The organism is Leifsonia sp. PARNA 1/14, from assembly GCF_055720965.1.
Window position 1 is genome coordinate 107,818 of sequence record NZ_JBVQSP010000006.1, and the last position, 23,220, is coordinate 131,037.

At 68.1% G+C, this 23,220-nt stretch carries 19 protein-coding genes; 9 read left to right on the forward strand and 10 right to left on the reverse strand.

Going from position 1 to position 23,220, the window contains the following annotated elements:
• Nucleotides 1-43 precede the first annotated feature (43 nt).
• Nucleotides 44-1,723, reverse strand: a complete 1,680-nt coding sequence (locus AC0HS0_RS16155) for an ABC transporter substrate-binding protein (RefSeq protein WP_472965138.1) — start codon at nucleotides 1,721-1,723, stop codon at nucleotides 44-46.
• A 175-nt stretch (nucleotides 1,724-1,898) separates the two neighbouring features.
• On the opposite strand from AC0HS0_RS16155, the gene AC0HS0_RS16160 reads away from it, so the two are divergent.
• The 5 genes from AC0HS0_RS16160 to AC0HS0_RS16180 all read left to right on the forward strand — a co-directional run bounded on the left by AC0HS0_RS16160 (nucleotide 1,899) and on the right by AC0HS0_RS16180 (nucleotide 7,599).
• Nucleotides 1,899-2,543, forward strand: coding sequence for a TetR/AcrR family transcriptional regulator (locus AC0HS0_RS16160; protein WP_472965139.1), 645 nt, complete (start codon nucleotides 1,899-1,901; stop codon nucleotides 2,541-2,543).
• Between the two features lie 97 nt (nucleotides 2,544-2,640).
• Complete coding sequence (locus AC0HS0_RS16165) at nucleotides 2,641-3,588, forward strand: helix-turn-helix transcriptional regulator (RefSeq protein WP_472965140.1); 948 nt, start codon at nucleotides 2,641-2,643, stop codon at nucleotides 3,586-3,588.
• A gap of 23 nt (nucleotides 3,589-3,611) precedes the next feature.
• Nucleotides 3,612-4,544 carry a helix-turn-helix transcriptional regulator gene (locus AC0HS0_RS16170; RefSeq protein ID WP_472965141.1) on the forward strand — a complete coding sequence of 311 codons (933 nt, stop codon included), beginning with the start codon at nucleotides 3,612-3,614 and terminating at the stop codon, nucleotides 4,542-4,544.
• Between the two features lie 138 nt (nucleotides 4,545-4,682).
• Nucleotides 4,683-5,777: a GNAT family N-acetyltransferase gene (locus tag AC0HS0_RS16175; RefSeq protein WP_472965143.1), complete on the forward strand. Its 1,095-nt coding sequence runs from the start codon at nucleotides 4,683-4,685 to the stop codon at nucleotides 5,775-5,777.
• 52 nt (nucleotides 5,778-5,829) lie between these two features.
• Nucleotides 5,830-7,599, forward strand: coding sequence for a DEAD/DEAH box helicase (locus AC0HS0_RS16180; RefSeq protein ID WP_472965145.1), 1,770 nt, complete (start codon nucleotides 5,830-5,832; stop codon nucleotides 7,597-7,599).
• A 44-nt stretch (nucleotides 7,600-7,643) separates the two neighbouring features.
• On the opposite strand, the gene AC0HS0_RS16185 is transcribed toward AC0HS0_RS16180, so the two are convergent.
• Nucleotides 7,644-8,465 (reverse strand): alpha/beta fold hydrolase, encoded by an 822-nt coding sequence (locus tag AC0HS0_RS16185; RefSeq protein WP_472965146.1) that lies wholly within the window; start codon nucleotides 8,463-8,465, stop codon nucleotides 7,644-7,646.
• Nucleotides 8,466-8,656: 191 nt separating this feature from the next.
• On the opposite strand from AC0HS0_RS16185, the gene AC0HS0_RS16190 reads away from it, so the two are divergent.
• Nucleotides 8,657-11,434 (forward strand): AAA family ATPase, encoded by a 2,778-nt coding sequence (locus tag AC0HS0_RS16190; RefSeq protein ID WP_472965147.1) that lies wholly within the window; start codon nucleotides 8,657-8,659, stop codon nucleotides 11,432-11,434.
• Here the strand turns inward: AC0HS0_RS16190 and AC0HS0_RS16195 are convergent.
• From AC0HS0_RS16195 to AC0HS0_RS16205, 3 genes are read right to left on the reverse strand one after another with little or no spacing between them, the layout of a single operon-like run.
• Nucleotides 11,402-11,680 carry a hypothetical protein gene (locus tag AC0HS0_RS16195; protein ID WP_472965148.1) on the reverse strand — a complete coding sequence of 93 codons (279 nt, stop codon included), beginning with the start codon at nucleotides 11,678-11,680 and terminating at the stop codon, nucleotides 11,402-11,404. The genes AC0HS0_RS16190 and AC0HS0_RS16195 overlap by 33 nt on opposite strands.
• 25 nt (nucleotides 11,681-11,705) lie before the next feature.
• On the reverse strand, nucleotides 11,706-12,542 hold the full coding sequence (locus tag AC0HS0_RS16200) for an alpha/beta fold hydrolase (protein ID WP_472965149.1): 837 nt from the start codon (nucleotides 12,540-12,542) through the stop codon (nucleotides 11,706-11,708).
• A gap of 7 nt (nucleotides 12,543-12,549) precedes the next feature.
• The gene (locus AC0HS0_RS16205) at nucleotides 12,550-13,380 is read right to left on the reverse strand and encodes an enoyl-CoA hydratase/isomerase family protein (protein ID WP_472965150.1); all 831 of its coding nucleotides are present in this window, start codon (nucleotides 13,378-13,380) and stop codon (nucleotides 12,550-12,552) included.
• A 276-nt stretch (nucleotides 13,381-13,656) separates the two neighbouring features.
• Between AC0HS0_RS16205 and AC0HS0_RS16210 the strand changes: the two genes are divergently transcribed.
• From AC0HS0_RS16210 to AC0HS0_RS16220, 3 genes are all read left to right on the forward strand, one after another.
• Entirely contained in the window at nucleotides 13,657-14,478 is an 822-nt protein-coding gene (locus tag AC0HS0_RS16210) for an alpha/beta hydrolase (protein ID WP_472965151.1), read from the forward strand.
• A gap of 36 nt (nucleotides 14,479-14,514) precedes the next feature.
• Entirely contained in the window at nucleotides 14,515-14,940 is a 426-nt protein-coding gene (locus AC0HS0_RS16215) for a hypothetical protein (RefSeq protein ID WP_472965152.1), read from the forward strand.
• A 110-nt stretch (nucleotides 14,941-15,050) separates the two neighbouring features.
• Nucleotides 15,051-15,566, forward strand: coding sequence for a DUF1737 domain-containing protein (locus AC0HS0_RS16220; RefSeq protein WP_472965154.1), 516 nt, complete (start codon nucleotides 15,051-15,053; stop codon nucleotides 15,564-15,566).
• A 7-nt stretch (nucleotides 15,567-15,573) separates the two neighbouring features.
• On the opposite strand, the gene AC0HS0_RS16225 is transcribed toward AC0HS0_RS16220, so the two are convergent.
• The 5 genes from AC0HS0_RS16225 to AC0HS0_RS16245 all read right to left on the reverse strand — a co-directional run bounded on the left by AC0HS0_RS16225 (nucleotide 15,574) and on the right by AC0HS0_RS16245 (nucleotide 23,214).
• Nucleotides 15,574-18,621: a hypothetical protein gene (locus AC0HS0_RS16225; RefSeq protein ID WP_472965155.1), complete on the reverse strand. Its 3,048-nt coding sequence runs from the start codon at nucleotides 18,619-18,621 to the stop codon at nucleotides 15,574-15,576.
• An 87-nt stretch (nucleotides 18,622-18,708) separates the two neighbouring features.
• A complete protein-coding gene (locus AC0HS0_RS16230; protein ID WP_472965372.1) occupies nucleotides 18,709-19,719 on the reverse strand; it encodes a LacI family DNA-binding transcriptional regulator in 1,011 nt (336 codons plus the stop codon).
• A 108-nt stretch (nucleotides 19,720-19,827) separates the two neighbouring features.
• A complete protein-coding gene (locus AC0HS0_RS16235; protein ID WP_472965156.1) occupies nucleotides 19,828-20,544 on the reverse strand; it encodes a gluconate 2-dehydrogenase subunit 3 family protein in 717 nt (238 codons plus the stop codon).
• 35 nt (nucleotides 20,545-20,579) lie between these two features.
• Nucleotides 20,580-22,229, reverse strand: a complete 1,650-nt coding sequence (locus AC0HS0_RS16240; protein WP_472965157.1) for a GMC family oxidoreductase — start codon at nucleotides 22,227-22,229, stop codon at nucleotides 20,580-20,582.
• 43 nt (nucleotides 22,230-22,272) lie between these two features.
• Nucleotides 22,273-23,214, reverse strand: coding sequence for an aldo/keto reductase (locus AC0HS0_RS16245; RefSeq protein ID WP_472965158.1), 942 nt, complete (start codon nucleotides 23,212-23,214; stop codon nucleotides 22,273-22,275).
• Between the last annotated feature and the right edge of the window lie 6 nt (nucleotides 23,215-23,220).

Genomic DNA, 23,220 nt, shown 5'->3' on the forward strand with positions numbered 1-23,220 from the left:
GGGGCGGCCGATGGCCTTCCCCCGCCCCGGACGTGCTGGGTGATTACTTGCTCGCGGGCTTCAGCTTCATGAGCACCTGCACCGCCGACGGCTGCGTCGGGTCGGCGGTCGCGTACTGGTCGCTCTCGCTCGGCCAGCCGACGAACTTCCGGGTGTTGTACTCGGCCAGCTGCGGGTGGGTGCCGATCGCGATCGCCGGGACGTCGTCCACGAAGATCTTCTGCAGCTTGTTCAGCGCCTCGGTGCGGACGCTGTCGTCGGACGCCTGGGCGTACTCCTTGAGCAGCGCGGTCGCCTCCGGGTTGCTGTAGCGGCCGAAGTTGTCCGAGACCTTGCCGTCGGCCGCCTGGTCGATGTAGCTCGAGTTCATGACGTCGTCGTAGATGTGCCACGGGTTCGAGCCGGAGCCGGACCAGTGCAGAGCGGCCTCGAAGTCACCGGAGGCCATGTTGGCGAACCAGGTGTCGGCGTCGGGGGTGGCGACCTTCGCGTCGGCGCCCAGCGTGCTCTTGATCTGCGTCGCCGCCAGCTGGATGCCGGTGACGTAGTCGTTCCAGCCCTGCGGGTCCTGCAGGGTGAACGAGACCGGGTTGCCCGACGGGTCGATCAGCGCGCCGTCCTTCCAGGTGTAGCCCGCGTCGCTCAGCACCTTCTTGGCGCCGTCGACGTCGATCTTGAAGGTCTGGTCCTTGTACTCGGACGCGATGTACTGGTCACCGGTCGGCTGCGGGATTCCCGTCACGCTCTTCAGCTCGGGGCCGGCGTTGCTGCGGGCCTTCTCGGCGTGCGCCTTGCGGTCGATGACCATGTTGACGGCCTTGCGGAAGGCGACGTTGTTGAACGGGGCCTTGGTGGTGTTGACCACGATCATGTCCGGGCTCAGGACGTTGGCGCCCCAGAACACGTTGTGCTTCGGGTCCTTGTCCACGTAGTTCTTCTGGTAGTCCGTGATGAAGATCTGCGCCCAGTCGGTCTCGCCGCTCTGCAGTGCGCGGAGGAGGCCGGTGTTGTCGTTGTACTCGAGGTAGTTCAGCTTGGCCACCGGAACGGTGCCGCCCCAGTAGTCGGTGCGTGCGTTGAGCACGACGCCCTGCGACGAGAAGCTCTTGATCGTGTACGGGCCGGTGCCGACCGCGTTCTTGACCGCGTCCTTCGACGGGTCCGCGATGGACTTCCACTGGTGCTCGGGGACGATGGTGGTCCCCAGCACGTCGCCCTGCTTGACGTACTTGGACTCGCTGAAGTTCAGGACGACGTTGTCGCCGTCCTTCTTGGCGTCGGTCAGCTTGAGACCGGCGAGGTCGAGAGCCGGGGTGTTCTTGATCATGTTGAACGTGAAGACGATGTCGTCGGCGGTGAACGGCTTGCCGTCGCTCCACTTGACGCCCTTGCGCGGGGTGACCGTCAGCTGCGTGTAGTCCGAGTTCCACTCGACCTTCGACGCGAGCCACGGGGTGGTCTCGTTCTTGCCGACCGGGTTGACGATCGCGAGGGGCTCGTAGATCATCCGGTCGTAGCCGAGCGACATGCCCGAACCGGTGGTGATGAACGGGTTGTTGATCTGGGTGGCCAGGATGGCCGCGCCGTCCGGCTTCGCCACGGTGAGCGACCCACTGCTCGCGGCGCTCGACCCCGACTTGTTGTCGGACGAGCAGCCGGTCAGTGCGACCGCGCCGAGTGCGGCGACCGCCGTCGCCGTGATCAAGTACTTCCTAAGCCTCATTGCTTCTCCTTCGTGGCGGGCACATCCGTTGTGCCCTGGTGCTGCGGAATGTTGGCTGACCATAACTTGCTTACTGGTCAGAAAGCAAGTTGGCTGAGGCGAGGTTACTGGCTGGTAAGCTCGCTCGCAAGCAGCCCCCACGGGATGCGGCGAAGATGCGACACGGGAGGGGCGAATGAGCGGCGGCAGCACTAGTCCGCGCCCGGAAACCGAGCGCAAGCGCACGGAGATCCTCCGCGCCGCCATCGAGACCTTCGGCACCAAAGGGTCGACGAACGGAACTCTCGCCGACATCGCCGAGCAGGTCGGGATGACCCACGCGGGCGTCCTCCACCACTTCGGCTCGAAGAACAATCTGCTGCTCGAAGTGCTGGAGTTCCGCGACCGCGACGACGTCGCCCACCTCGCCGATCGCCACATCCCCGGCGGTCCGGCGCTGTTCGCGCACCTCGTCGCGACCGCGCAGCGCAACGCGCTGCGCCCGGGAATCGTGCAGGTGTTCACCGTGCTGTCCGCGGAGTCGGTCACCGAGGACCACCCCGCGACCGAATACTTCCAGGAGCGCTACCGCAACCTCCGGGTCGAGATCGACGCCGCGTTCCGTGCGCTCTGCGCCCAGGAGGGCGTCACCGAGCCCGCGACGATCGACAAGGGCGCGGCCTCCATCCTCGCCGTCATGGACGGCCTCCAGCTCCAGTGGCTCCTCGACCCCACCGCGGTCGATCTCGCCGGCGCGAGCGAGTTCGCCATCGAGGCGATCGTGAACGGCGTGCTGCGCGCCGGGCCAGAGCTGTCAACGTACGTGCGGGAGCGTCCGTAAACTAACGGCCGAATCTGCGCCGAAGGTATCGCCCGTGCGTTAAGAGGTTCAGACTGGGCGCCAGACGAAGCGTGGCGACACTCCGGAGGCGGCAGGCATGGCTCGAGCGACCTTCCACGAGACCGTAGAGGCGGCTGACGTGGGCACGGCCGAGGAGAGCCTGCGCAGAATCTCGCCGAACGTCGCGATCGCGAGTTCGTCCGACCTCCGGCACAGCGTGCGGATCGACGGCGACGAGCGCTTCTGCCTGGCGCGGATGCGATTCGCCGGCGCGCTCTGGGGCACGAAGGAGCCGACCGATATGGTCACCGTCGCCGTCGCGCTCCGTGGGCGACTCGACTGGGAGATCGGAGGTGAGACGGGGGGCGCCCCTGCCTCCTTCATCGAAGCGCCCGGCACCTCCACGTTCGCGCATTTCGGGCCGCTCCACGAGTTGGCGGCGTACCTGCCGGCCACCGCGCTGACCGACTTCGGTCGCGCGCTCTACGGAGATGAGGGCCTGGAGCTCGAGTTCGACGGCGCCCGCCCCATCGACGCGGCGCGCGGGCGCAGCATCACCGACACGATGCGGCTCGCACGCGAGTTCGCCGAAGCCGACTCCTTCGAGTTCGAACTCGTGCGCGCCTCCCTCTACCGGCTCCTCGCGACCAGCATCTTGGAGGGCTTCCGCCTGCGGGGCGACCGGGATGCCCGCTCGCTGACCGCCGAGGCGCGACTGCACCGGTTCCGCACCGCGATGCAGTTCATCGACGACTACGCGTCGCTGCCGATCACACCGGTGGATGTCGCCCGTGCGGCGGGGGTGAGCCTGACCGCCCTCGACCGCATCTTCGCCACCCACTCGCCGCACGAGTTCGGCGTCGCCGAGCACCTGCGGCGCACCCGTCTCGCGGCGGCGCACCGCGACCTCGTCCACGGCGACCCCGGGCGCGGGGACACCGTGAAAGCCATCGCGCACCGGTGGGGGTTCGCGAGCCCCTCGAGGTTCGCCGCTCTGTACCGCAGTGTGTACCAGGTCAACCCACGCTCGGTGCTGGACAGCTAGACCAACCGTCGAAAGGAACCGTCATGAAAGTCGCATACGCCTCCGCCGACACGACCGACGACACGATCGAGGCGCTCGCCCCGTTCTTCCCCGATGTGCGGTTCGGCGCGGTCGGGGACGAGCAGCTGCACTTCCAACTCGAAGCCCACACCGCGAGCGACGTCTTCCTCACGGAGTACACCATCGAGGGTCGCGAGCTGCAGATGACGACCGACATGCCCGGTTTCATGGTCGGCGAAAGCCCGATGGAGGGCCGCATGACCATCGGGCGCGAACCCATCGACTCCTCTCTCCCCGTGGCGATCCCGCACCACGGGCTGGACGCGGTGTTCAGCAGCGTCAACGCCCGCGCCATCCAGTTGGACACCGAAGCCGTCCAGCGCTTCGTCCGCGTCGACCTCGGCAGCGACGCCGTCGACCTGCACAACATCGGCACCGCTCCCCTGACCCCGGAGGCCGCCGAACGCTGGCACACCGTCGCCGATTTCGTGCATCACAGCATGCTCGACGGCACCGCCGACGAACCCATCATCGGGGCAACCCTCTCGGACATGCTGGTCACCGCCTACCTCACGTCGTTCGCCACCACCTGGCTCGACGCGCGCAAGCCCACCAACACCTCCGCCCACTCGAGCGCCGCCGTGCGCCGGGCCAAGGAGTTCGTCGACGACAACCGCCACCTCCCGATCCGCGTCGTCGACATCGCACAGGCGGCCCGGATGTCGGTCCGCGGGCTGCAGAACCTGTTCCGGCGGGAGACGGGGCTCACCCCGATGGAGTACCTGCGGCTCTCGCGGCTGGAGGCCGTGCACCAGGACCTCCTCGACAGCGACCCGACGCAGGGCCACACCGTCGCCGAGATCGCGCAGCGCTGGGGCTTCACCCATATCCCGCGGTTCGCCTCCTACTACCGCGACCAGTACGGACAGAACCCCAGCAACACGCTCCGCCAGTAGCCGTGGTCGCGGCCGCGCGCCGTGCTTGTGATTCCGGGCGCCGCCATGGAATGCTGTACCCCGTGATCCTGTAGCAGCGATTCCCTTCCTCCCCACGACCGTGGGTGAGTCGATCGATTCTGCCTGCAAAGAGGTCTCATGTCATCTTCAGATCACACCATCACGCTCACCGGCTTCACCATCGAGCCGCTCGTCGTCCCGGCCGGCATCGACGCCGCCGATGCGGCGGACTTCATCGCGTTCGCCGCGGTGCGCAGCGCCGTCGAGGCGGAACTGCGCGGTGACGACGGCGAGGTCATGACCGCCGCCGAACTGCTGCCCGATTGGAAGGACGAGTCGAGGCCGATGGCCGGGCTCGTCGCCAAGGTCGACGGCCGTGTCGTCGCGCGCGCCAACCTGGCGCTGCCCGCCGACGCGCGCGAATGCTGGGGCGCGGTCTCGGTGCTCGCCGGGTTCCGCGGCCGCGGCATCGGCTCCGCGCTCTACGAACGCCTCGAGCAGCTGGCCCGAGAGGCCGGTCGCACCACCATCCAGAACCAGACGACCTACCCGGCCGGTGTGGAGGGCGAGGCGATCCCCGCACCGACAGGGTTCGGGTCGGTGCCGATCGACCTCCCGTCGACCCGGTTCCTGCGCCGTCAGGGATTCTCGCTCGAACAGGTGGGGCGCATCAGCGCACTGTCGCTGCCGGTCGACGCGGACGTGTTCGCCGACCGGCTCGCCGAGGCGGTCGACGCGGCTGCGGGCTACCGAACCGTCAGCTGGCAGGGCCGCACGCCCGAGGAGTGGGTCGAGGCGATCGCGCTCCTGCGCACCCGGATGAGCGCCGACGCCCCCAACGCCGGCATCGAGCTGACCGACGTCTGGACGGCGGACCGCGTCCGGGCCGTCGACGACCTCTGGGCAGCGAGCCCTCGGATCGCGCTGACGTCGATCGTGGTCGAGGAGGCGACGGGCCGGGTCGCGGGCTTCACGGAACTCGACGTCTCCGCCGAATCCGACCGCCCGGCCGAGCAGATGGACACCCTGGTGCTGCGTGAGCACCGCGGGCACCGGCTCGGGATGCTGCTGAAGCTCGCCAACCTCCAGGCGCTTGCGGACCGCTTCCCTCGGTGCGACCGCGTGGAGACGGTCAACGCGGAGGAGAACCGCCCGATGCTCGACGTCAACGACGCGATCGGCTTCGCCCCCGCGAGCTTCTCGGCGCGGTGGCGGAAGAACCTCGGCGTCTGACGGCGGTGGTCCCCGCGTGGTGCACGGAGCGCGCGGGGACTACCGTTGAACGATGAGCACCCCCGGAGACTCGCACAGCGAGGCAGAGACCGACGACGCGATGACCTTCTCCGACCTGGGGCTCGACAGCTCCGTGGTCAGGGCTCTGAAAGACGTCGGCTACGAGACCCCGTCGGCGATCCAGGCCGCGACGATCCCCCTGCTGCTGGAGGGCCGTGACGTCGTCGGCCTCGCTCAGACCGGAACGGGCAAGACGGCCGCGTTCGCCCTCCCGATCCTGTCCCGGCTCGATCTGTCGCAGAAGACCCCGCAGGCGCTCGTCCTCGCCCCCACCCGCGAGCTGGCCCTGCAGGTGGCGGAGGCGTTCGAGAGCTACGCGGCGCACATGCGGGGCGTGCACCTGCTCCCGGTCTACGGCGGGCAAGGGTACGGCGTTCAGCTCTCGGCGCTGCGGCGCGGCGTGCACATCGTGGTCGGCACGCCCGGCCGCATCATGGACCATCTCGACAAGGGCACGCTCGACCTCTCCGAGCTCAAGTACCTCGTGCTCGACGAAGCCGACGAGATGCTGAAGATGGGGTTCGCGGAGGATGTGGAGACCATCCTCGCCGACACCCCGGACGACAAGCAGGTCGCACTGTTCTCGGCGACCATGCCGCCGCAGATCCGCCGCATCTCGAAGAAGTACCTGCACGACGCCGAAGAGGTCACCGTCAAGACGAAGACCACCACCTCGGCGAACACCACGCAGCGCTACCTCGTGGTGTCGTACCCGCAGAAGGTCGACGCCCTGACGCGCATCCTCGAGGTCGAGAACTTCGAGGGCATGATCATCTTCGTCCGCACCAAGAACGAGACCGAGACGCTCGCGGAGCGGCTGCGGGCCCGCGGCTACTCCGCGGCCGCGATCAACGGGGATGTCGCGCAGGCCCAGCGCGAGCGCACGGTCGACCAGCTGAAGTCCGCCAAGCTCGACATCCTGGTCGCCACCGATGTGGCCGCGCGCGGCCTCGATGTCGAACGCATCAGCCACGTGGTCAACTTCGACATCCCGATCGACACCGAATCGTATGTGCACCGGATCGGCCGCACCGGTCGTGCAGGACGGAGCGGCGCCGCGATCAGTTTCGTCACCCCGCGCGAACGCCGCCTGCTCACCGCCATCGAGAAGGCCACCCGGCAGCCGCTCACGCAGATGCAGCTGCCGAGCATCGAGGACGTCAACGTCACCCGGCTCGCCCGCTTCGACGACGCGATCACGGAGGCCCTCGCTCAGGACGACCGCATCGCACGGTTCCGCGACATCATCGCCCACTACGTCGAGCACCACGACGTGCCCGAAGCGGACGTCGCCGCGGCGCTCGCCGTCGTCGCCCAAGGCGACGAGCCTCTGCTCCTCAGTGAGGACGACGCCCTGTCGCAGCGCGTCGAGCGCGACTCCCGCTCCGAGGAGCGCCCCGGCCGCTCGGACCGGGCCGGCGGACGAAACGACCGATCGGCCCGACGCGAGCGGAACGACAAGCCCATGGCCCCTTACCGCATCGAGGTGGGCAAGCGGCACAAGGTCGAGCCGCGCCAGATCGTCGGGGCGCTGGCCAACGAAGGCGGCCTGAGCCGCGAAGACTTCGGGCACATCCGCATCATGCCCGAGTTCTCCATCGTCGAGCTGCCGGCCGACCTTCCAGCCGAGACACTCTCCCGCCTCTCGGGCACGCGGATCAGCGGCAAGCTGATCGAGCTTCGACCCGACCGCGGCGCCCGACCGCGCCGCGACGCCCCGGTGCGCGACGACCGACCGCCGCGTAAACCGCGGCGGCGGTGACGACTCGACCGCAACTCAGGCAGCTCCGAACAGTGCAAGCACCGTCACTCCGCTGCGATGGCGCTGAGGACGATGGACGCGTAGCGGTCGGGGGCCTCCTCCCAGATGAAGTGGCCGCCGTCGATCAGCTCGACCCGGCTGTTCGGAAGCCGCTCATCCAGGTAGTCGGCGTTGGAGACCGGAACGACGCGATCATGACTGCCGTTGATGATCGTCACGGGTGTCGCGATCACCGGCAGAAGGTCGGACAGTAGGGGCAGTTCCTGCGGATAGCGGCGGGCGTAGCGCATGGACTCGACGAACCTGTCGCCCTCGTAGCAGGCCAGATAGTCCGCGCGGATCTCGTCCGGTATCCCCCCGGCGATCGTGTCGACCGCCGCGTTGACGATGACGTGCGGGTCGATGGCACGGTAGCGGTCCAGGTCAGGATCGAGAACCCACGACCTCAGGGGCTCGCCGAGATCGATCGGCACGGCGGCGCCTCCGGTTCCGACCACGACGCTCGCGATCAGGTCCGGCCGGGACGCGGCCGCGAACAGGGCGGCGGAGGTTCCCACATCCGGAGCCACGATGTGCGGGGTGCCGAGCCCTGCCTCCTGGATCACTCGCGTGAGGAAGTCCCCCATCGCCCGCGGCGAAAGGAGTTCGTCGCGGCGCTCGGACGCTCCGAAGCCGGGCAGATCGATCGCGAAGAGCCGGGAGTGCTGCGCCAACTCCGCCCAGATGCGGCTGAATGCCAGGATGCTCTCCGGCCATGGCGACGTCAGCAGGACCGTCGAACCGTTCACCTTGCGCGATTCCGCGACTCGGATGCGCAGCCCGTCCAGAGTACGGAACCCGGCCTCGAGAGTGGTCGTCGTCGTCATTGCGCTGCACCTCCACTGCCCGCAGAGCCTGGCCGTGCCGGGGCCGCACGTCGCCAGTGGTCGTCCCTGGTCCCACCGCGGGCCGTGCTGCGTCGCCCCCCGTGGTGCGACCCGTGGCGGGAGCGGGCGGCCGCGCGCACTTCCGAATCCGGCTAGTGCCACAGCCCGGTCGTGAGGTCTAGCGTTCAGCCATGACCATCCCGGCTCGGCCGGTGGCACTCGTGGGACGCTCGGGGGAGCGTGCGCGGTTGACGGACATCATCGATCGTGTGCGCAACGGACGGAGCGCGGCGGTCCTCCTGCGGGGAGAAGCCGGCATAGGCAAGACGGCGCTGCTCGACTACTGCGCGAGCCACGCGTCGGGGTTCACGCTGGCCCGCATCACCGGAGTCCAATCGGAGCTGGAGATGCCCTATGCGGCGGTCCATCAACTGTGTCTGCCGATGCTGGATCACGTCGGCCTCCTGCCGGAGCCGCAGGAACACGCTCTCAAGGTCGCCTTCGGGCTCGAAGCCGGTCGGGCGCCCGAGAGCTTCGGGATGGGTGTCGCCGTGCTCGGGCTGCTCACCGCTGTCGCCTCGACGAATCCCCTGGTGTGCCTGATCGATGACGCCCAATGGCTGGACGCACCGTCGCGGCAAGTCCTGACTTTCGTCGGTCGCAGGCTGGGCACCGAGCGGATCCTCCTCGTGCTGTCCGAACGCACGGATCGCACCGGCGAGGAGTCGGCACTGCCCGTGCTCGACCTCGCCGGTCTCGATCCCGACGACGCGAGGATCCTGCTGAAAGCCAGCAACTCGGGCCATCTGGACGACGAGGTGTGCGACCGGCTCATCGCGGAGACCCGCGGCAACCCGCTTCAACTGCTCGAGTTGCCTCGCAGGATGACCCCGGCCGAGCTCGCAGGCGGGTTCCCATCCGGCGAGCAACGGGACGTGACGACCCGGATGGTCCAGCACTACTCCCGCGTGATCGCGGAGCTCCCGGAAGACTCGAGACGCCTGCTCCTGATCGCCGCGGCCGATCCGACGGGAAGCGCTCCCCTGCTCTGGCGCGCCGCGGCCCGCGCCGGAATCGAACAGTCCGGAGCCGACCCGATACTCGAGGCCCGACTTCTCAGCATCGGCGAACGCGTCAGCTTCCGGCATCCCCTCATCCGGTCGGCCGCTTACCTGGCCTGCTCCGCCGAGGCGCGACGCGCCGCTCACGCCGCACTGGCGGACTCGACCGACGGCGCGATCGATCCCGAGCGTCGCGTCTGGCATCGCGCCTCAGCGGCACCAGGCCCGGACGAGGCAGTGGCATCCGCATTGGTCGCGGCGGCGGATGCAGCAGAGGCCCGAGCGGGACTGGCGGCCTCAGCGGCCTTCCTGCAGCGCGCCGCGCAGCTGACGCCCGACGACTCGACCCGTGCGGAACGGGAACTCGACGCCGCGGAGGCGTATCTGCAGGCGGGCGATCGGGAAACGGCGCACGCACTGCTCGCTCGAGCCGAGGCGTCCGTCCTCAGCGAGCTGCAGCACGCCCGCATCGAGCAGCTCGCCGCGCAGCTGGACGCCGCCGAGTCATCGGACCGGCGTACGCCGCTCCAGTTGCTGAAAGCAGCTCGACGACTCGAGCGGCTCGACGACGCGCGGGCCAGAGACACCTATCTCGAGGCGTGGTGGGCGGCCGTGCTCACGGACGACCCCGCGACCTCGCGAGGAGGCGTCCGGAGCGTGGCTCAGACCATGCGGACTGCGCTTTCCGCCCCCTCCACCGACCCGGCCGAGCTCCTGCTGAACGGGTTGGCCGCTGCCACGTTGGACGCCCCGGCGGCTGCCGTCTCGGCTCTCCGTCTCGGGCTCGCGAGCTTCCGCAGCGCCGACCTGCCTCCGCGAGAGCGCGTCCGGCTGGCGGGAAGCGCGACGACCTGCGCATTCGCACTCATGGATGCGGACGCCTGGGTGGCGCTCAGCAGCCAGAATGTCGAACTGGCGCGGGAATCCGGGGCACTGGCTCCGCTCGTCCTTGCGCTGGAGTTCGAGATCACGGCGGCGACGCTCTGCGGCGAGTTCGACGTGGCGAACCGCCTCGCGCGTGAACTCCGGTCGGTCCAGGACGAGACGGGGATCGCGGAAGCACCGGTCGGCACGATCCTGCTCGCGGCATACCGCGGCAGGCCCATCGGAGCGCTCACCACCTCGGCGGAAGGCGGGACGGCCGGTCGGCGCGGCGAAGGCTATTCCCGGCGACTGGCAGCGTGGGGCGCTGCGATCTCGAACATCGGATCCGGACGGTACACGGCCGCGGTCGAACAGGGTCGATTCGCCGTCGAGCGCCTCTTGTTCCCCAGCCCCGTGGTTCTGGCCGAACTCGTCGAGGGCGCCACGCGCGACGGACGACACGGCCTGGCGGCTGAGACGTATCGCCAGCTCGCCCCGCGAGCGGCGACGGGCACCGATTGGGCGGCCGGCATCGAAGCCCGCGCACACGCTCTGATCATCGGCGCCGACGAGGCGGCCGAGCAGTTCTACGAAGGATCGATCGCTGCACTCGCCCGCACACCGTTGACGCCCGACCTGGCACGCAGCCGGCTGGTCTACGGCGAGTGGCTCCGTCGGCACAATCGCACGCTCGATGCCCGCGAGCAGCTCAGGATCGCCTACGACGCCTTCTGCGAGATGGGCGCCGAGGCCTTCGCGGAGAGGTCGCGACGGGAGCTCGCGGCCTCCGGCCTGAAGATCGCGCGGCAGCGATCCCCCGCCGAAGACTCGGCGCTTCTCACTCAGCAGGAGGACCAGATCGCCCGTCTGGCGAGGGAAGGCCGGACGAACGCCGACATCGCTGCCGAGCTCTTCCTCAGCGTGAGAACGGTCGAGTGGCACCTGCGGAAGGTGTTCATGAAGCTGAACATCCGGACGCGAGGCGATCTGAAGTCGGCGATGCCCGGCTCCTCAGGGGAGGCGACCGGCGCCGTCGTCGAATGACCGGTTCGATGCGATCACGATGTGCTTGGCCTCGGCCATGTAGGTGTCGGCCGCTGCCGCAGACTCGTCCGCGTCCTCTCCGCGCCGGCGGGCGTCGATGTAGGCCGCGTACCAATCCCACCAGTCGTGCGGCGGTGCCACGGCTTCGAAGGCGCCGTGACGCAGAGCGGTCTCCAGAAGAAGGTCGGCGAGCGTCTGCACGTCCGCGTGGGCGTCGCGACCAGCTTTCTCCGGAACCCCGGTCATGATCTTCCCCTCACCGGCAGCTCGATCAGGCGAGGAAGGCGCTGACGTCGGCCGCGTACTCCGCGTGATGCCGGAAGAGGAACCCGTGGGCGGCATCCGGATAGATCTTCAGCGTCGCATCCGGGATGAGACCGGCCAGCAGGTACGAGAACCTGGGCAGGATCATCGGATCGCTCTCCCCGTTGCCGATCAGGGTCGGCACGGCGATCGCGGAAAGGCGCTCCAGGGCACTGGTGTCCGGGATCCCCCACCTGGTGACCGCGTCGTACTGCGCCAGGCGCGTCGCCCACGTCGTCGTGGTGTCCCGGTCGACCGTCCGTTCCTGCATGCGCGCCGCCGCAGCCAGGCCCGCACTGCGATCGGCCTCGTCGCGCCCGAAGAAGACGTCGAGATACCCTCCCGGGTTCAGCTGGCGGCCTCCGACCGCCGCGATGACCTCTGGAGCCCACCCGTGCATCCCGGGCGCGCCCTTCGGCGCGGATGACGCGAGAACCAGCCGGCGCACGAGATCGGGACGGGTCAACGCGATCTCCTGCGCCACGAAGCTCCCGAGCGAGAACCCGAGCAGATCGATCCGCTCCACCTCCAGTGCATCGATGAATGCCATCGCGTCGTGCGCCATCCCCTCCACCGTGGGCGGGGTGCGGCCACCCGACGCTCCGACTCCTGCGTTGTCGAAGGCGACCACCCGGCGACCGACCGCCAGCGCGTCGAGCAGGGCGGGATCCCAGTTGTCGAGGTTGCCCCGGAAATGCTGGAGGACGACGAGGGCCGCCTCGCCCTCGCCGGTCTCGCGATAGGCGTAGTCGACGCCGTCAGCGGCACGGATGCGCCGCGTCGGCGAAGTTGCATAACCGCTCATGTCAGCTCTACTCCTCCGATAGCGTTTCCAGCCACCCGGCCAGGTCGAGCTCGGTCTCGCGCTGCTGGAAGCCGGATCGCAGTGCTGCGGCGAAGAGCCGCTGGGTCTCGGGAGTACGCGCGCTCTCGCCGAACCGATCCGAGTCGAACCGGAAGTCCTCCGCCGGTGCGAGGGAGATGACGTCGACGCGCTGCTTGATGGCGATGTGACCGGCCGCGGGGAAGGCTGCGATGCGGTGGGCCAGCCGCTGCACGAACTCGCCGATCTCGTCCTTCGGCAGCGACCGGTTGATCCAGCCGTACCGCTCCGCCAGGTCCGCGTCGTAGTCGTCCGCGCTGAGAAGGACCTCCAATGCGCGGCCACGACCGAGGAGCCTCGTCAGGTGCTGAGCTGCTCCGCCGCCCGGCAGCTGACCGAACGCCGCCTCGAACTGAGCGAAGACGGCGGTCTCGCGCGCCCCGAAGCGCATGTCGCAGCTGAGAACGAATTCGTCGCCGGCGCCACGCACGCGGCCCTCGACCTGCGCGATGGTGACCAACCGGCTGGCGCTCAGATACCGGAACATCGCTGCGATCGACGCCTCCCCGGTCAACCGCGCGGCCTCGGCCCGATACTCGGCGATCCGCCCGACGTCGACGTGTGCGATGAAGTAGTCGGGATCCGCGCTGGTGAACACGACGACCTGAATGCGCTCGTCGGACTCCGCCCATTCGATCAGGGACACGAGATCTCGCACCAGCGCGGGGCCGAGCAGGTTCATCGGCGGCGCCTGGATGACGACGTTCAGCACCCCCCGGTCGCGTTCGACCTGAAGGGTCTCGTAACGAGGCGGATCCACAACTGAAGTGTCCGACGTCGGGAGGCGAAGGTAACCCGTGTCGAGCACTGGTCGACTACGGGGCTGGAGCCGATCAGCGGAGCGGACCCGCCCGACCGGACGTTCCACGGGTTGTGCGACGACCCGGGTACGCGCTACCACAAGATCACACACACTCTCCGGCGCGTTCCGCGCGCCCCTGGGCGCCGTCACGGGTGCATGGCAGGGTGTCGACCTCCGCTGAGCATCCTCGAGAACGCCACTGAAATGCACACCAGATCCGAAGGAGGATGCATCATGACGACACCAGCCCAGCACGACCCCGACACGGTTGTTCTGATCCATGGCTTCTGGGTGACCCCGCGCAGTTGGGAGCACTGGAGAACGCATTACGAGGCGAAGGGCTTCACCGTCCTCACCCCTGCCTACCCCGGGCTGGAGGTCGAGGTGGAGGCGCTGCGGGCCGACCCCACCCCGATCGAGAAGCTCGAAGTGCCGCAGATCATCGCGAGCCTCGAGGCGCTGATCAGATCGCTCGACAGGCCGCCCATCATCATGGGGCACTCGGCGGGCGGCGCCTTCACCCAGATCCTGCTCGACCACGGATTCGGCGCCAGCGGAGTCGTCATCAACTCCGCACCCACTGAGGGGGTGAAAGTCATCCCGCTGTCCGAGGTGAAGTCGTCGTTCCCCGTTCTGAAGAATCCGGCGAACCGGCACAGGGCCGTCGACCTCACACCTGAGCAGTGGCACGAGATCTTCGCCAATACCGTCAGTGCCGAGGAGTCCCTGGCGCTCTACGAGAGGTATGACATCCCCGCGTCCGGTCACATCTTCTGGGGAAGCGCTCTCGCGAACATCCACCCGGGCAAAGACGACACCTACGTCGACTACGACAACGACGACCGGGCGCCGCTGCTGTTCATCTCCGGCAAGCAGGATCCGCTGTTCCCCCCGAAGGTCGGCCATTCGAACGCCAAGCACTACACGTCCGACACCGTCACCGAGATCGTCGAGTTCGACGGACCGCACTGGCTTCCCGGTGTGCCGGGATGGGAGCAGGTCGCCGACTACGCGCTCGACTGGGCCGTGCGACATGCGGCCCCCGCAATCGTCTGATCACACGACCAGATCGCCAGAAAGGATCACCAACTCATGGCACTCTCGAACCAGCTCCAGAGGCTATCCGAACAGGCCAAGTCGTTCGAAGACGCCGTAGCGGCGTTCAACTCGGACGCCCAGGACAAGATCGCGCAGAAGCGCGACGAGGCGAAGAAGTCCGTGGAGGACGCGAAAGCGCGAATCGACGGCCAGGTGGACGCCGACAAGGCGGACTTCGACGCGTCGTGGGCATCGCTGCAGAAGTCCGTCTCCGACAGCTTCGACGACCTCAACCAGAAGCTCGCCGACAAGCGCGCGGAGCGCGCGGAGAAGCGCGCCGACCGCAAGGCCGACGATGCCGAGGCCGACGCCGAGGACGCGATCGACTTCGCCGTCTATGCGCTGCAGGAAGCGGAATACGCTGTGCTCGACGCCGCCTACTACCGCGACGAGGCAGGCAAGCTGGCCACCGGCAACTGAGACCGTCCCGCATCCCAGGCTACGAAGACCCCCGTGAGACCCCTGAGAAGAGGGGATGGCCGGGGGTCTTCTCGTGGGCCCCGGGCCCTCCGCGTGTGACGATGGGTGTTGTGGAGACGACGAACGGACACCTGCCTCGATACCGCCTGCTGACGGGTGTGGACGACTCGGCCTTCTGCGAGCGCGTCAGTGAGGCGCTCGAACTCGGTTACGAGCTGCACGGCGGTCCGGCACTGACGTGGAACGGGTCGACCGGCTATGCCGCGCAGGCCGTGATCTGGCGCAACGAAGGGCCGACACCCCCGACGGCGGTCGACACCGGCGTCACCCACACGGTTCTCGTGCGGTGGAAGAGCGACGCCGAAGGTCACTCCCGGCGCGCCTCCGAGCTGACGGACGCACACCTGCCCGCGATCGACGGAGTGACCGCACTCGACCACGGTGTCGGCGTCAGCACCGAAGGGCTCGAGCACGGGTACGAATGGATGCTCGTCGTCCGGTTCCGCGATCGCGCTTCCGCCCTGGCCTACCTCCCGCATCCCGAGCACCTCGTCCTCGCCGAGTACCTGCGCGAGCACTCCGAGGACATCGTGGTGTTCGACATCGAGACCCCTCCGGCCGCGTAGGCGCGGGCTAGGGACGGTCCTCCTCCCTCATCAGGCCGACCAACCGGTCGAACTGCTCGGCATACGCCGCGCTCGACGGGTAGCCGAAGTGCGTCGCCGCGGCAAGGAGATAGCTCGTCCGGTCGAGTTCGTCGGCTCCGACGTCGATGTCGCTCCTCCCGTACGAGTCGACAGGGAAGCCGATGAAGTCGGTTCTTCGCCACAGACTGGTCCAGCGGACTCTGCCCGGCGAATTCGGCGTAATGCTCGTCAGGCACGATTTCACGGTGGCGACGTCCACATCGCTCGCGACGATGGGAGGTCGGTCTGCGCGGACCTCGACCCGGGCCTCGTCGGCTGCGGATCGATCCTCGTCGAACTGCTTCAACCACGGGTCCGGCTTGAAGGGTGAGGGCCCGCGGCACGGCCGGCCACCGGTGGCTCCTGCGCCCAGGAGTTCGGGGAAGAAGCGCCCGAAGTAGGGGCGGAGTTGTGCTCCGTAAGTCAGGAGTCCGACCCTGCCCAGGTCCTCCCTCCTGCAGGCCCACATGCTCAGCACGACGCCGACCGCAAGGACCGCACCCTGACTGTGCGCCGAGATGATGACCCGCCGGTCACCTCCCGGAGAACCGTCGGCGGGGTGGAGCCACTCTTCGATCCGTCCTTGCAGCTCAGGCACGGACCGGGCCGCGTAGCAGGGAGGTCCGAACGGGTGCCCCGCTCGCGGGAGGAACGAGATGAGATCCCACAGCAGGCCGAGCGGCCGGGTAGTGGCGGTGAAGGCCGCCGCCACGATCGCCGCGACGGCGACGAGAGCAGCGGTTCCCAGCGCCCACGCCGCTACGGTGTTCGCCGCATCGACGAAGTTCGTCGGCGTCTTGGTGAATGGAAGCGGCCGGCATCGCAGCGTGATCTTACAGAGGTTCGCGGAGACGGTCAGGAAGATGGTGAGCAGTATGCCGAGTGCTGTCGCCACTGCGGTGACCGTCAGCAGCGGGACTCCGACGTGAGCGAGCGCAGCCAGACGCCGCATGGTGAGCACCACTCGCGCGACGCGCGGAACCCGCACCCGCACGATCGGAGGGACACCGGTCAGGTTCTGGTGCCGGCCGCTGAATTTCGCGAGCGCCCATACGTTGTCGTAGTCATGTAGCCGGGCTTCGGGTACGCGGTGACCCGCACTCCGCGGCGCGGCGATCGCCCAGAGGTGCCGGAATCTCACGATCAGCACGGTCAGAATCGCGATGATGAGGACGGCCGCGATAAGGACGAGCGTTACACCGAACGTCACATATGCGCTCGGCGTCGCAATCGGAGAGGCCATGCCTCCGCTCCCGGAGGGCGTCACCCTCCAGAAGCCGTCGGACGTCTTCTCCTTCGCGCCAAAGGGCTGCGACAGGTAGGTGGATGTGCCGACCACGATGAGCCCGCCCATGATCATCGCCGCTCCCAACGCGAGGAACATGAAGACCCCGGGGCCGGCCCCACGCCACGCTTGATAGGCGAAGCCCTGACTCTCCGTCGAGGGTAGTGGGGTTCCCATCCGCGGACGGAGGCTCCAGACCGTGATCCACGCCGCCAGGGAGACGATGACGAGCGCCGCGCCGGTTCCGGCGAGCAGCACTCGGTCCGGGAGCAGCTGACCTGGAATGGCGAGCAGTACGCCTCCAGCGAGGAAAAACAGAGCGAGAAGCACGGAGATCCAGGATCGAACGCCTCGACGCCACCCCAGCCCGGCCACCGCCATGACGAATGCCGTGCCGACCAGCGCTGTCGGTGCGGCGATGAGCCCGAAGAATTGCCTCCCGTGTAAGAGTCCATCAGGGGCCACCGTCGCTTCGAAGTCACCGGCTTTGCCGGTGGTCGCCTCGAAGACCACAGCGAGCACGTAAACAGCAGCAGAAAGCACGAGCGCCGTCATCGTGTAGAAGTCTTTGTGCGACTCACGCTTGTGGAACCTGTCCGCGAGCCCGGCGGGGGTTCTGACATCGCTGGCCGCGGCCGATCGCACGACCACCAGGGTGACGATGATGGCGCCGACGACCGCGCTCGCGATCAACCCGATCGATGCACCGCTGCTCCATCGGATGACGCAGGTCGGCTGGAACGGGTGGGCGCCGCATGCGGAAAGCCCTGCGTACTGGCGATCCCAGAACAGCAGGACCGCGATGAAGGTGACCGCAGCGGCAAGGTGCAGCCGCTCGGTGCTCGTCGACAAAAACCGATGATTCCAGAAACGCGGCGTGCTCAGCACGGGCACCCGCGGGATGTCCCCGTTCCCTTCGAGAGTCGTGTCGGGGCCGCTGCGGGCCACGTTCGCCTCATATCTCACGCGGGCGCTGACGGACACAAGATAGAGGATCGCGATGGCGACGGTGGGGATAGCGGACAGAACGGCGAGTCGTTGACCGCGACTCCACGTCGCCATGACGTCGAAGAACGCCGGTAACTGTGCGCACACCTGCGATCCAGCTTTCGACGTGGTGAAGCATTGCACTCCGATCAAGTCCAGGGCGACGGACGCGAAGCTCGTCACATAGAGCAGCGTGAGCACGAGCGCGAAGAGACGGCTCGCAGCAGCTCCGTGGCCGGTTCGCCATCCGCCCTGGGGCTCCTCCTCGTCTGAACCGCCATCGCCTTTCCTCCGGCGACGAGACGGCGGCCCCAGGAGCTCATCCGCCTTCGCGTTGTGACCCGGCAACGGACGCGACCAGTAGGCGACGTTGCACAGACCGAACGGCACGAGCAGCAGCCACGCGATCTGAAGGAGCACCATCGCGATCTTGCCGAGAATGCTTCCCCCGAAGGTGGGCGTGAATCGGTTGAGCTGTCCCCAGGAATACGCTTCGCGCCGGACTCCCGGAGGCACCGTCGACCACGGTTTCAGCCTCGACGTCGCGGAGGCCTCGATCGTGTAAAAGCCCGCCCGTTTGTCTCCCGCGACCAGTTGCACACCGGCGTCATCGACGCCGAGGATGTGCGCGGGAGGGTCATTGCGCACTCCGTGGATCCGCACTTCCAGGATGTCGTGTTCCGCAAGGGGTGTCTCCTCCTGGGAATCGTTCGCACGTGCCATGACGCGGCCGCCTTAGATGTGAAATCTTCGGAACGTGCCGAGAATGGCAGACCAGACGGTCTATGGCAAGACTAAAGTGAATATTACTCACGTATTCGACCGTGGACTCCGTAGGAGCGCCGCCGGTCCCGTGCTGTCCCGCACTCTCAACTCGGGCTGGATCAGCGGGATGGTGGCAGGCGTCTCACCGCGGAGGGCGCCGAGCACACTTTCGACCGCGCGGCGGCCGACCTCGGTGAAGTCGAGGCGCACGGTCGTCAGGGCGGGCTGGAAGTAGGCCGACTCGTCGCGGTCGTCGAAACCGACCACGCTCACGTCGCCCGGAACGCTGACCCCGTTGTCGCGGAGCGCCTTCATGACGCCGAGCGCCATGACGTCATTGATCGCCAGCACCGCGGTGATCGAACGGTCGGCCGCGATCTCCAGCCCGGCACGATAGCCGGATTCCGCCGACCAGTCGTCGGACTCGAACACTGCGGGCACCGCCCGCCCCGCAAGAGCGAGCCCGGACTGCCAGCCGCGCCGGCGGGCCTCCGACGCCATCCATCCGGCCGGGCCGCCGACGAAATGGACCGTCCGGTGCCCGAGGTCGAGCAGATGCCGGGTGGCGAGCTGGGCGCCCAGCGTCTCGTCGATCGAGATCGTCGTCGGGCCGGCGGCCGCCCCCTGCTCGAATCGCACGACGGGCACATCCGTGTCCAGCCGTTGCAGGACCTCCGTCGCCGCGGTCATCGGTGCGAGGACCACGATGGCGTCCACTCCGCCGTCGACGAGCGAGTCCAGGCCGGCGCGGATGCTGGCCTGGTCGACCTCCGCGATGCTGACGAGGCTCGTGGAGTAACCGTTCCGCCGGGCCTCCTCCGCGATGCCGAACAGCGCCAGCGCCGGGCCGTGGACCGAAAGGGCATAGCTGAGCACCCCGAGGTTCATCGACCGGCTCGTCGCCAGCGCCCGCGCGGCGGAGTTGCGCCGGTAACGCAGCTGCGCCATGGCGGCCTCCACGCGGTCCCTGATGTCGGCGGAGACGTTGCTGTGGCCGTTGACGACGCGCGAAACGGTCTGCTGCGACACCCCGGCGAGCCGGGCGACATCGACCATCCGCGCTGCACGCGGCGAGCCGCTCTTCGTCTCGGTCATCCCCCAATTATGGCCGCGACCGGCCGGGCGCCGGGGAGCACCCGGCCGGTGCGGAGCAGGAGCGGGAGCTCAGCGGTTCCCGTAGCGCAGCACAGCGGGGTGCTGCTCGTACGGCCACTCGGCCTCCGGGATCATGTACTCGAGCGTCGTGTAGCTGCCATCCATCGTGGCGGCCAGCGACGGCGGCCCGGGGAAGCCGATCACGCGCCAGCCGACCCGGTTGTCGTTCCCGCCGTACACCGGGTCTCCGTAGAAGCCCTGCCGGGTGTTCAGCACGAGAAGCGGGAAGAACTCGAGGAAGTCCTCGTTGACCGGCTGATTGCCCGCCGGCGCTCCCCCGCTGCCCTGGCCGTCCGATTCGGCGAAGACGAACTTCGCCGGCTTCTCCTTCTTGGAGATGATCTCGAGCACTGTGTCCTGCTGGTCGTCGTCGAGGTCGACGAAGTCGGCGTCGTACTTCTCGGCGGCGATCCCGTCGAGCTCGACGATCCCTTCGCGGTAGAACTTCTGCCGGCTCTCGATGCGCTCCTGCCAGGCCTTCTCTTCGAGCCCCTCCATGCGGAGGAAGCCCTTGCCGTCAGCTGCGGGGAAGACGAACTGCGTCCCCGCCAGCATCCGGTCGATGAAGCGCACCACCCCCGCTTCCCTGGCTCCCGGATGGTGGTCCGTCGGAATGATGCGCGCAGTGGCGGCCTCGACAGTCGCCCACTCGTGCTCCGTGAAGAACAGCGGTCCATCCGTGTCTCGCGTCGAGATCGGTGCGGTGACCCATTCTGCCTGTCCCATTGTTTTCGTCGTCTCCTCTGAAGTCAGCGCCGATGTCAGTCGGTCCAGCCGTGGCGGTCCACGGCGATGATGCGGTCGGCGCAGCGCCAGGCGTTCGCCATGATCGTGAGCGCCGGGTTGATGCCCGTCGCGGTCGGGAAGAAGCTCGCGTCGAACACGTAGAGGTTCGGCACCTCGTGCGAGCGGCACCACTTGTCGACGACCGACGTGGCCGGGTCGTCACCCATACGGGCCGTGCCCAGCTCGTGCGAGGTGTTGCCGGTGATCCGCTCCATGTTGACCGGAACGACCTTCGACGCTCCCGCGGCCTCGAGGATCTCGCCGTTCTTCTTCACCTGCCACTTCTCCTGGGCGAAGTCGTTCGGGTGCGGGGTGTGGGTGATGCGCGCGACCGGGAGGCCCCAGGCGTCCTTCACGGTGGGATCGAGGTCGACGCGGTTCGACTCGACGGGCAGATCGTGGAGCAGGATCCCGATCTTCATGCTGTAGTTGAACAGGTCGCGGTCGGCGTCTTTGGCAGCCTGCCCCCAGGTCGGCCGGCCCGGGAAGCTCCAGTTGACGGGATGGCCGAGCATCGAGGGGAAGATCAGCGAGCCGAGGATGTGGCCGCGCGACTCGTCGGTCTCGTAGAAGTCGAACGAGCACAGGTTCATGTAGTGGCCCGACCACCCGTAGAGCGGGTCGTGGAGTTCCTTGTCGAAGAGCCCGACCGAGAACGAGTACTGGTGGAACGTGGCGTTCTTGCCCACCTGACCGCTCCCGTTCGCCAGCCCGTCGGGGAACAGGGCGGACTTCGACATCAGGAGAAGTCGCGGGGTCTCGATGCCACCGCCGCAGACGATGACGGCCTTGGCGTTCTGCACGAACTCGTTGCCGTTCTCGTCCTGGTAGCGCACGCCGGTGGCCTTGCCGGTCTTGTCCACGAGGATCTCGCTGACGTAGCAGTCGGAGCGCAAATCGTAGAGGCCGGTGTTGATGGCATCCGGGATGAAGCTGATCAGCGTCGACGACTTGCCGTTGCCCGGGTCGGGGTACTGCTGCCAGAAGCCGTTCTCGCTGAACGGCTTGCGACCCCGGTACGGCTCGGTCACCATGCCCTGGGGCATCGGGAACGTGCTGTGCCCCATCTTGTTCATGGCGGTCGCGAACTTGCGGCCGATCTGGCTGAGCGGCGCCGGCTTGGTCGGGTAGTCGCGGCTCCGGCGGCCCTCCCATCGGTTGGCGCCGCCCAGTCCGGACGTGCCGAACTCCCACTCCACCCGCGTGTAGTAGGGCTCCAGGTCGTCGTAAGTGATGGGCCAGTCGACGAGGCTCGCGCCCTCGACGTCGCCGTGCAGCGAACGGAGGCGGAAGTCGTTCTCCGTCATCCTGGGCACCATGCCGCCCCAGTGCGTGGTGCCGCCACCGACGACCTGCGGGGTCGCCGAGAAGTTGGTGATGACTGCTTCCTCGCTGTCGTTCTGACGGTAGGTGCGCGGCTTGAGCTTGGGGTCCTGCCAGATGAAGTTGCGGTTGAGGAACTTGAGTTCGTCACCGGACGCGTGCTCGGGCTTCAACCACGGGCCGCGCTCGAGGCCGACGACACGCAGGCCCGCCTCGGTCAGCACCTTCGCGGCGGTCGCCCCGCCGGCTCCGGCACCGACGATCACCACGTCGACCGGCTCGGGATTCTTGAGGGTGGTCATTGTCTGTCCTTCCTTGTGACGTTCTGTTATCGGGATGCGTCGCCTAGGCGAGCACCCCTGCACGACCCAGTCGGGCGATCGGCAGCAGCGCATCCCACAGCGCCTCGGGGATGTCGAACTCGGCCAGCTCGACGGTCTGAGCCACGCGCTTCGGCTCCGACATGCCGACGATCGTGGAGGTTACGCGCGGGTCGCGCAGCGAGAACTGCAGCGCAGCGGCGGCGAGGGGGACGCCGAACTCCGCGCACAGGGCCTCCATCCGGCGCACCCGGTCCAGCACCTCGTCGGCGACGGGGGCGTAGCAGTAGGTGGGGACGGCGTCGGGCCCCTTGACGAGCATCCCGCCGCCGAACGGCGCCGCGTTCACGAACGCGACCCCGCGCGCCTGCGCGTCGTCGAGGAGCGGCTCGGCCGACTGGTCGACGAGGGTGAAGCGGTTGTGGCTGATGACGGCGTCGAACGCCTCGGTCGCGAGGTACTGCAGTTCGAGGTCGATCGGGCCGCCGGCGACGCCGAGGTGGTCGATGACGCCCTGGTCGCGCAGCGCGATCAGCGCCTCGAGCGGGCCTCCGGGGGCGACGCCCTCCTCGAAGCTGATCTTCTCCGGGTCGTGGAGGTAGACGAGCGGGAGGGTGTCGAGGCCGAGCCGCTCCAGGCTCTCCTCGACCGAACGACGCACCCGGTCGCCCGAGAAGTCCGTGGTCCCGGGGATGGGATCGACTTTGGTCGCAACCACGAAGCCCTCGGGCACTCCCCCGTTCTCGCGGATGGCCTGGCCGATGCGCTTCTCGCTGTCGCCGCCGCCGTATTCATTGGAGGTGTCGATGAAGGTGAACGGCCCTTCGAAGACGCGCCGGATGGTCGCCACGGCGGTCTCGGTGTCGACTTCATAGCCGTACTGCGCGGGGAAGCTGCCGAGGGCGCTCGTCCCGACGCAGACGTCGGAGACGGTGAGTCCGGTGCGCCCGAGTTGTTTGGTGGTCATGCGCTT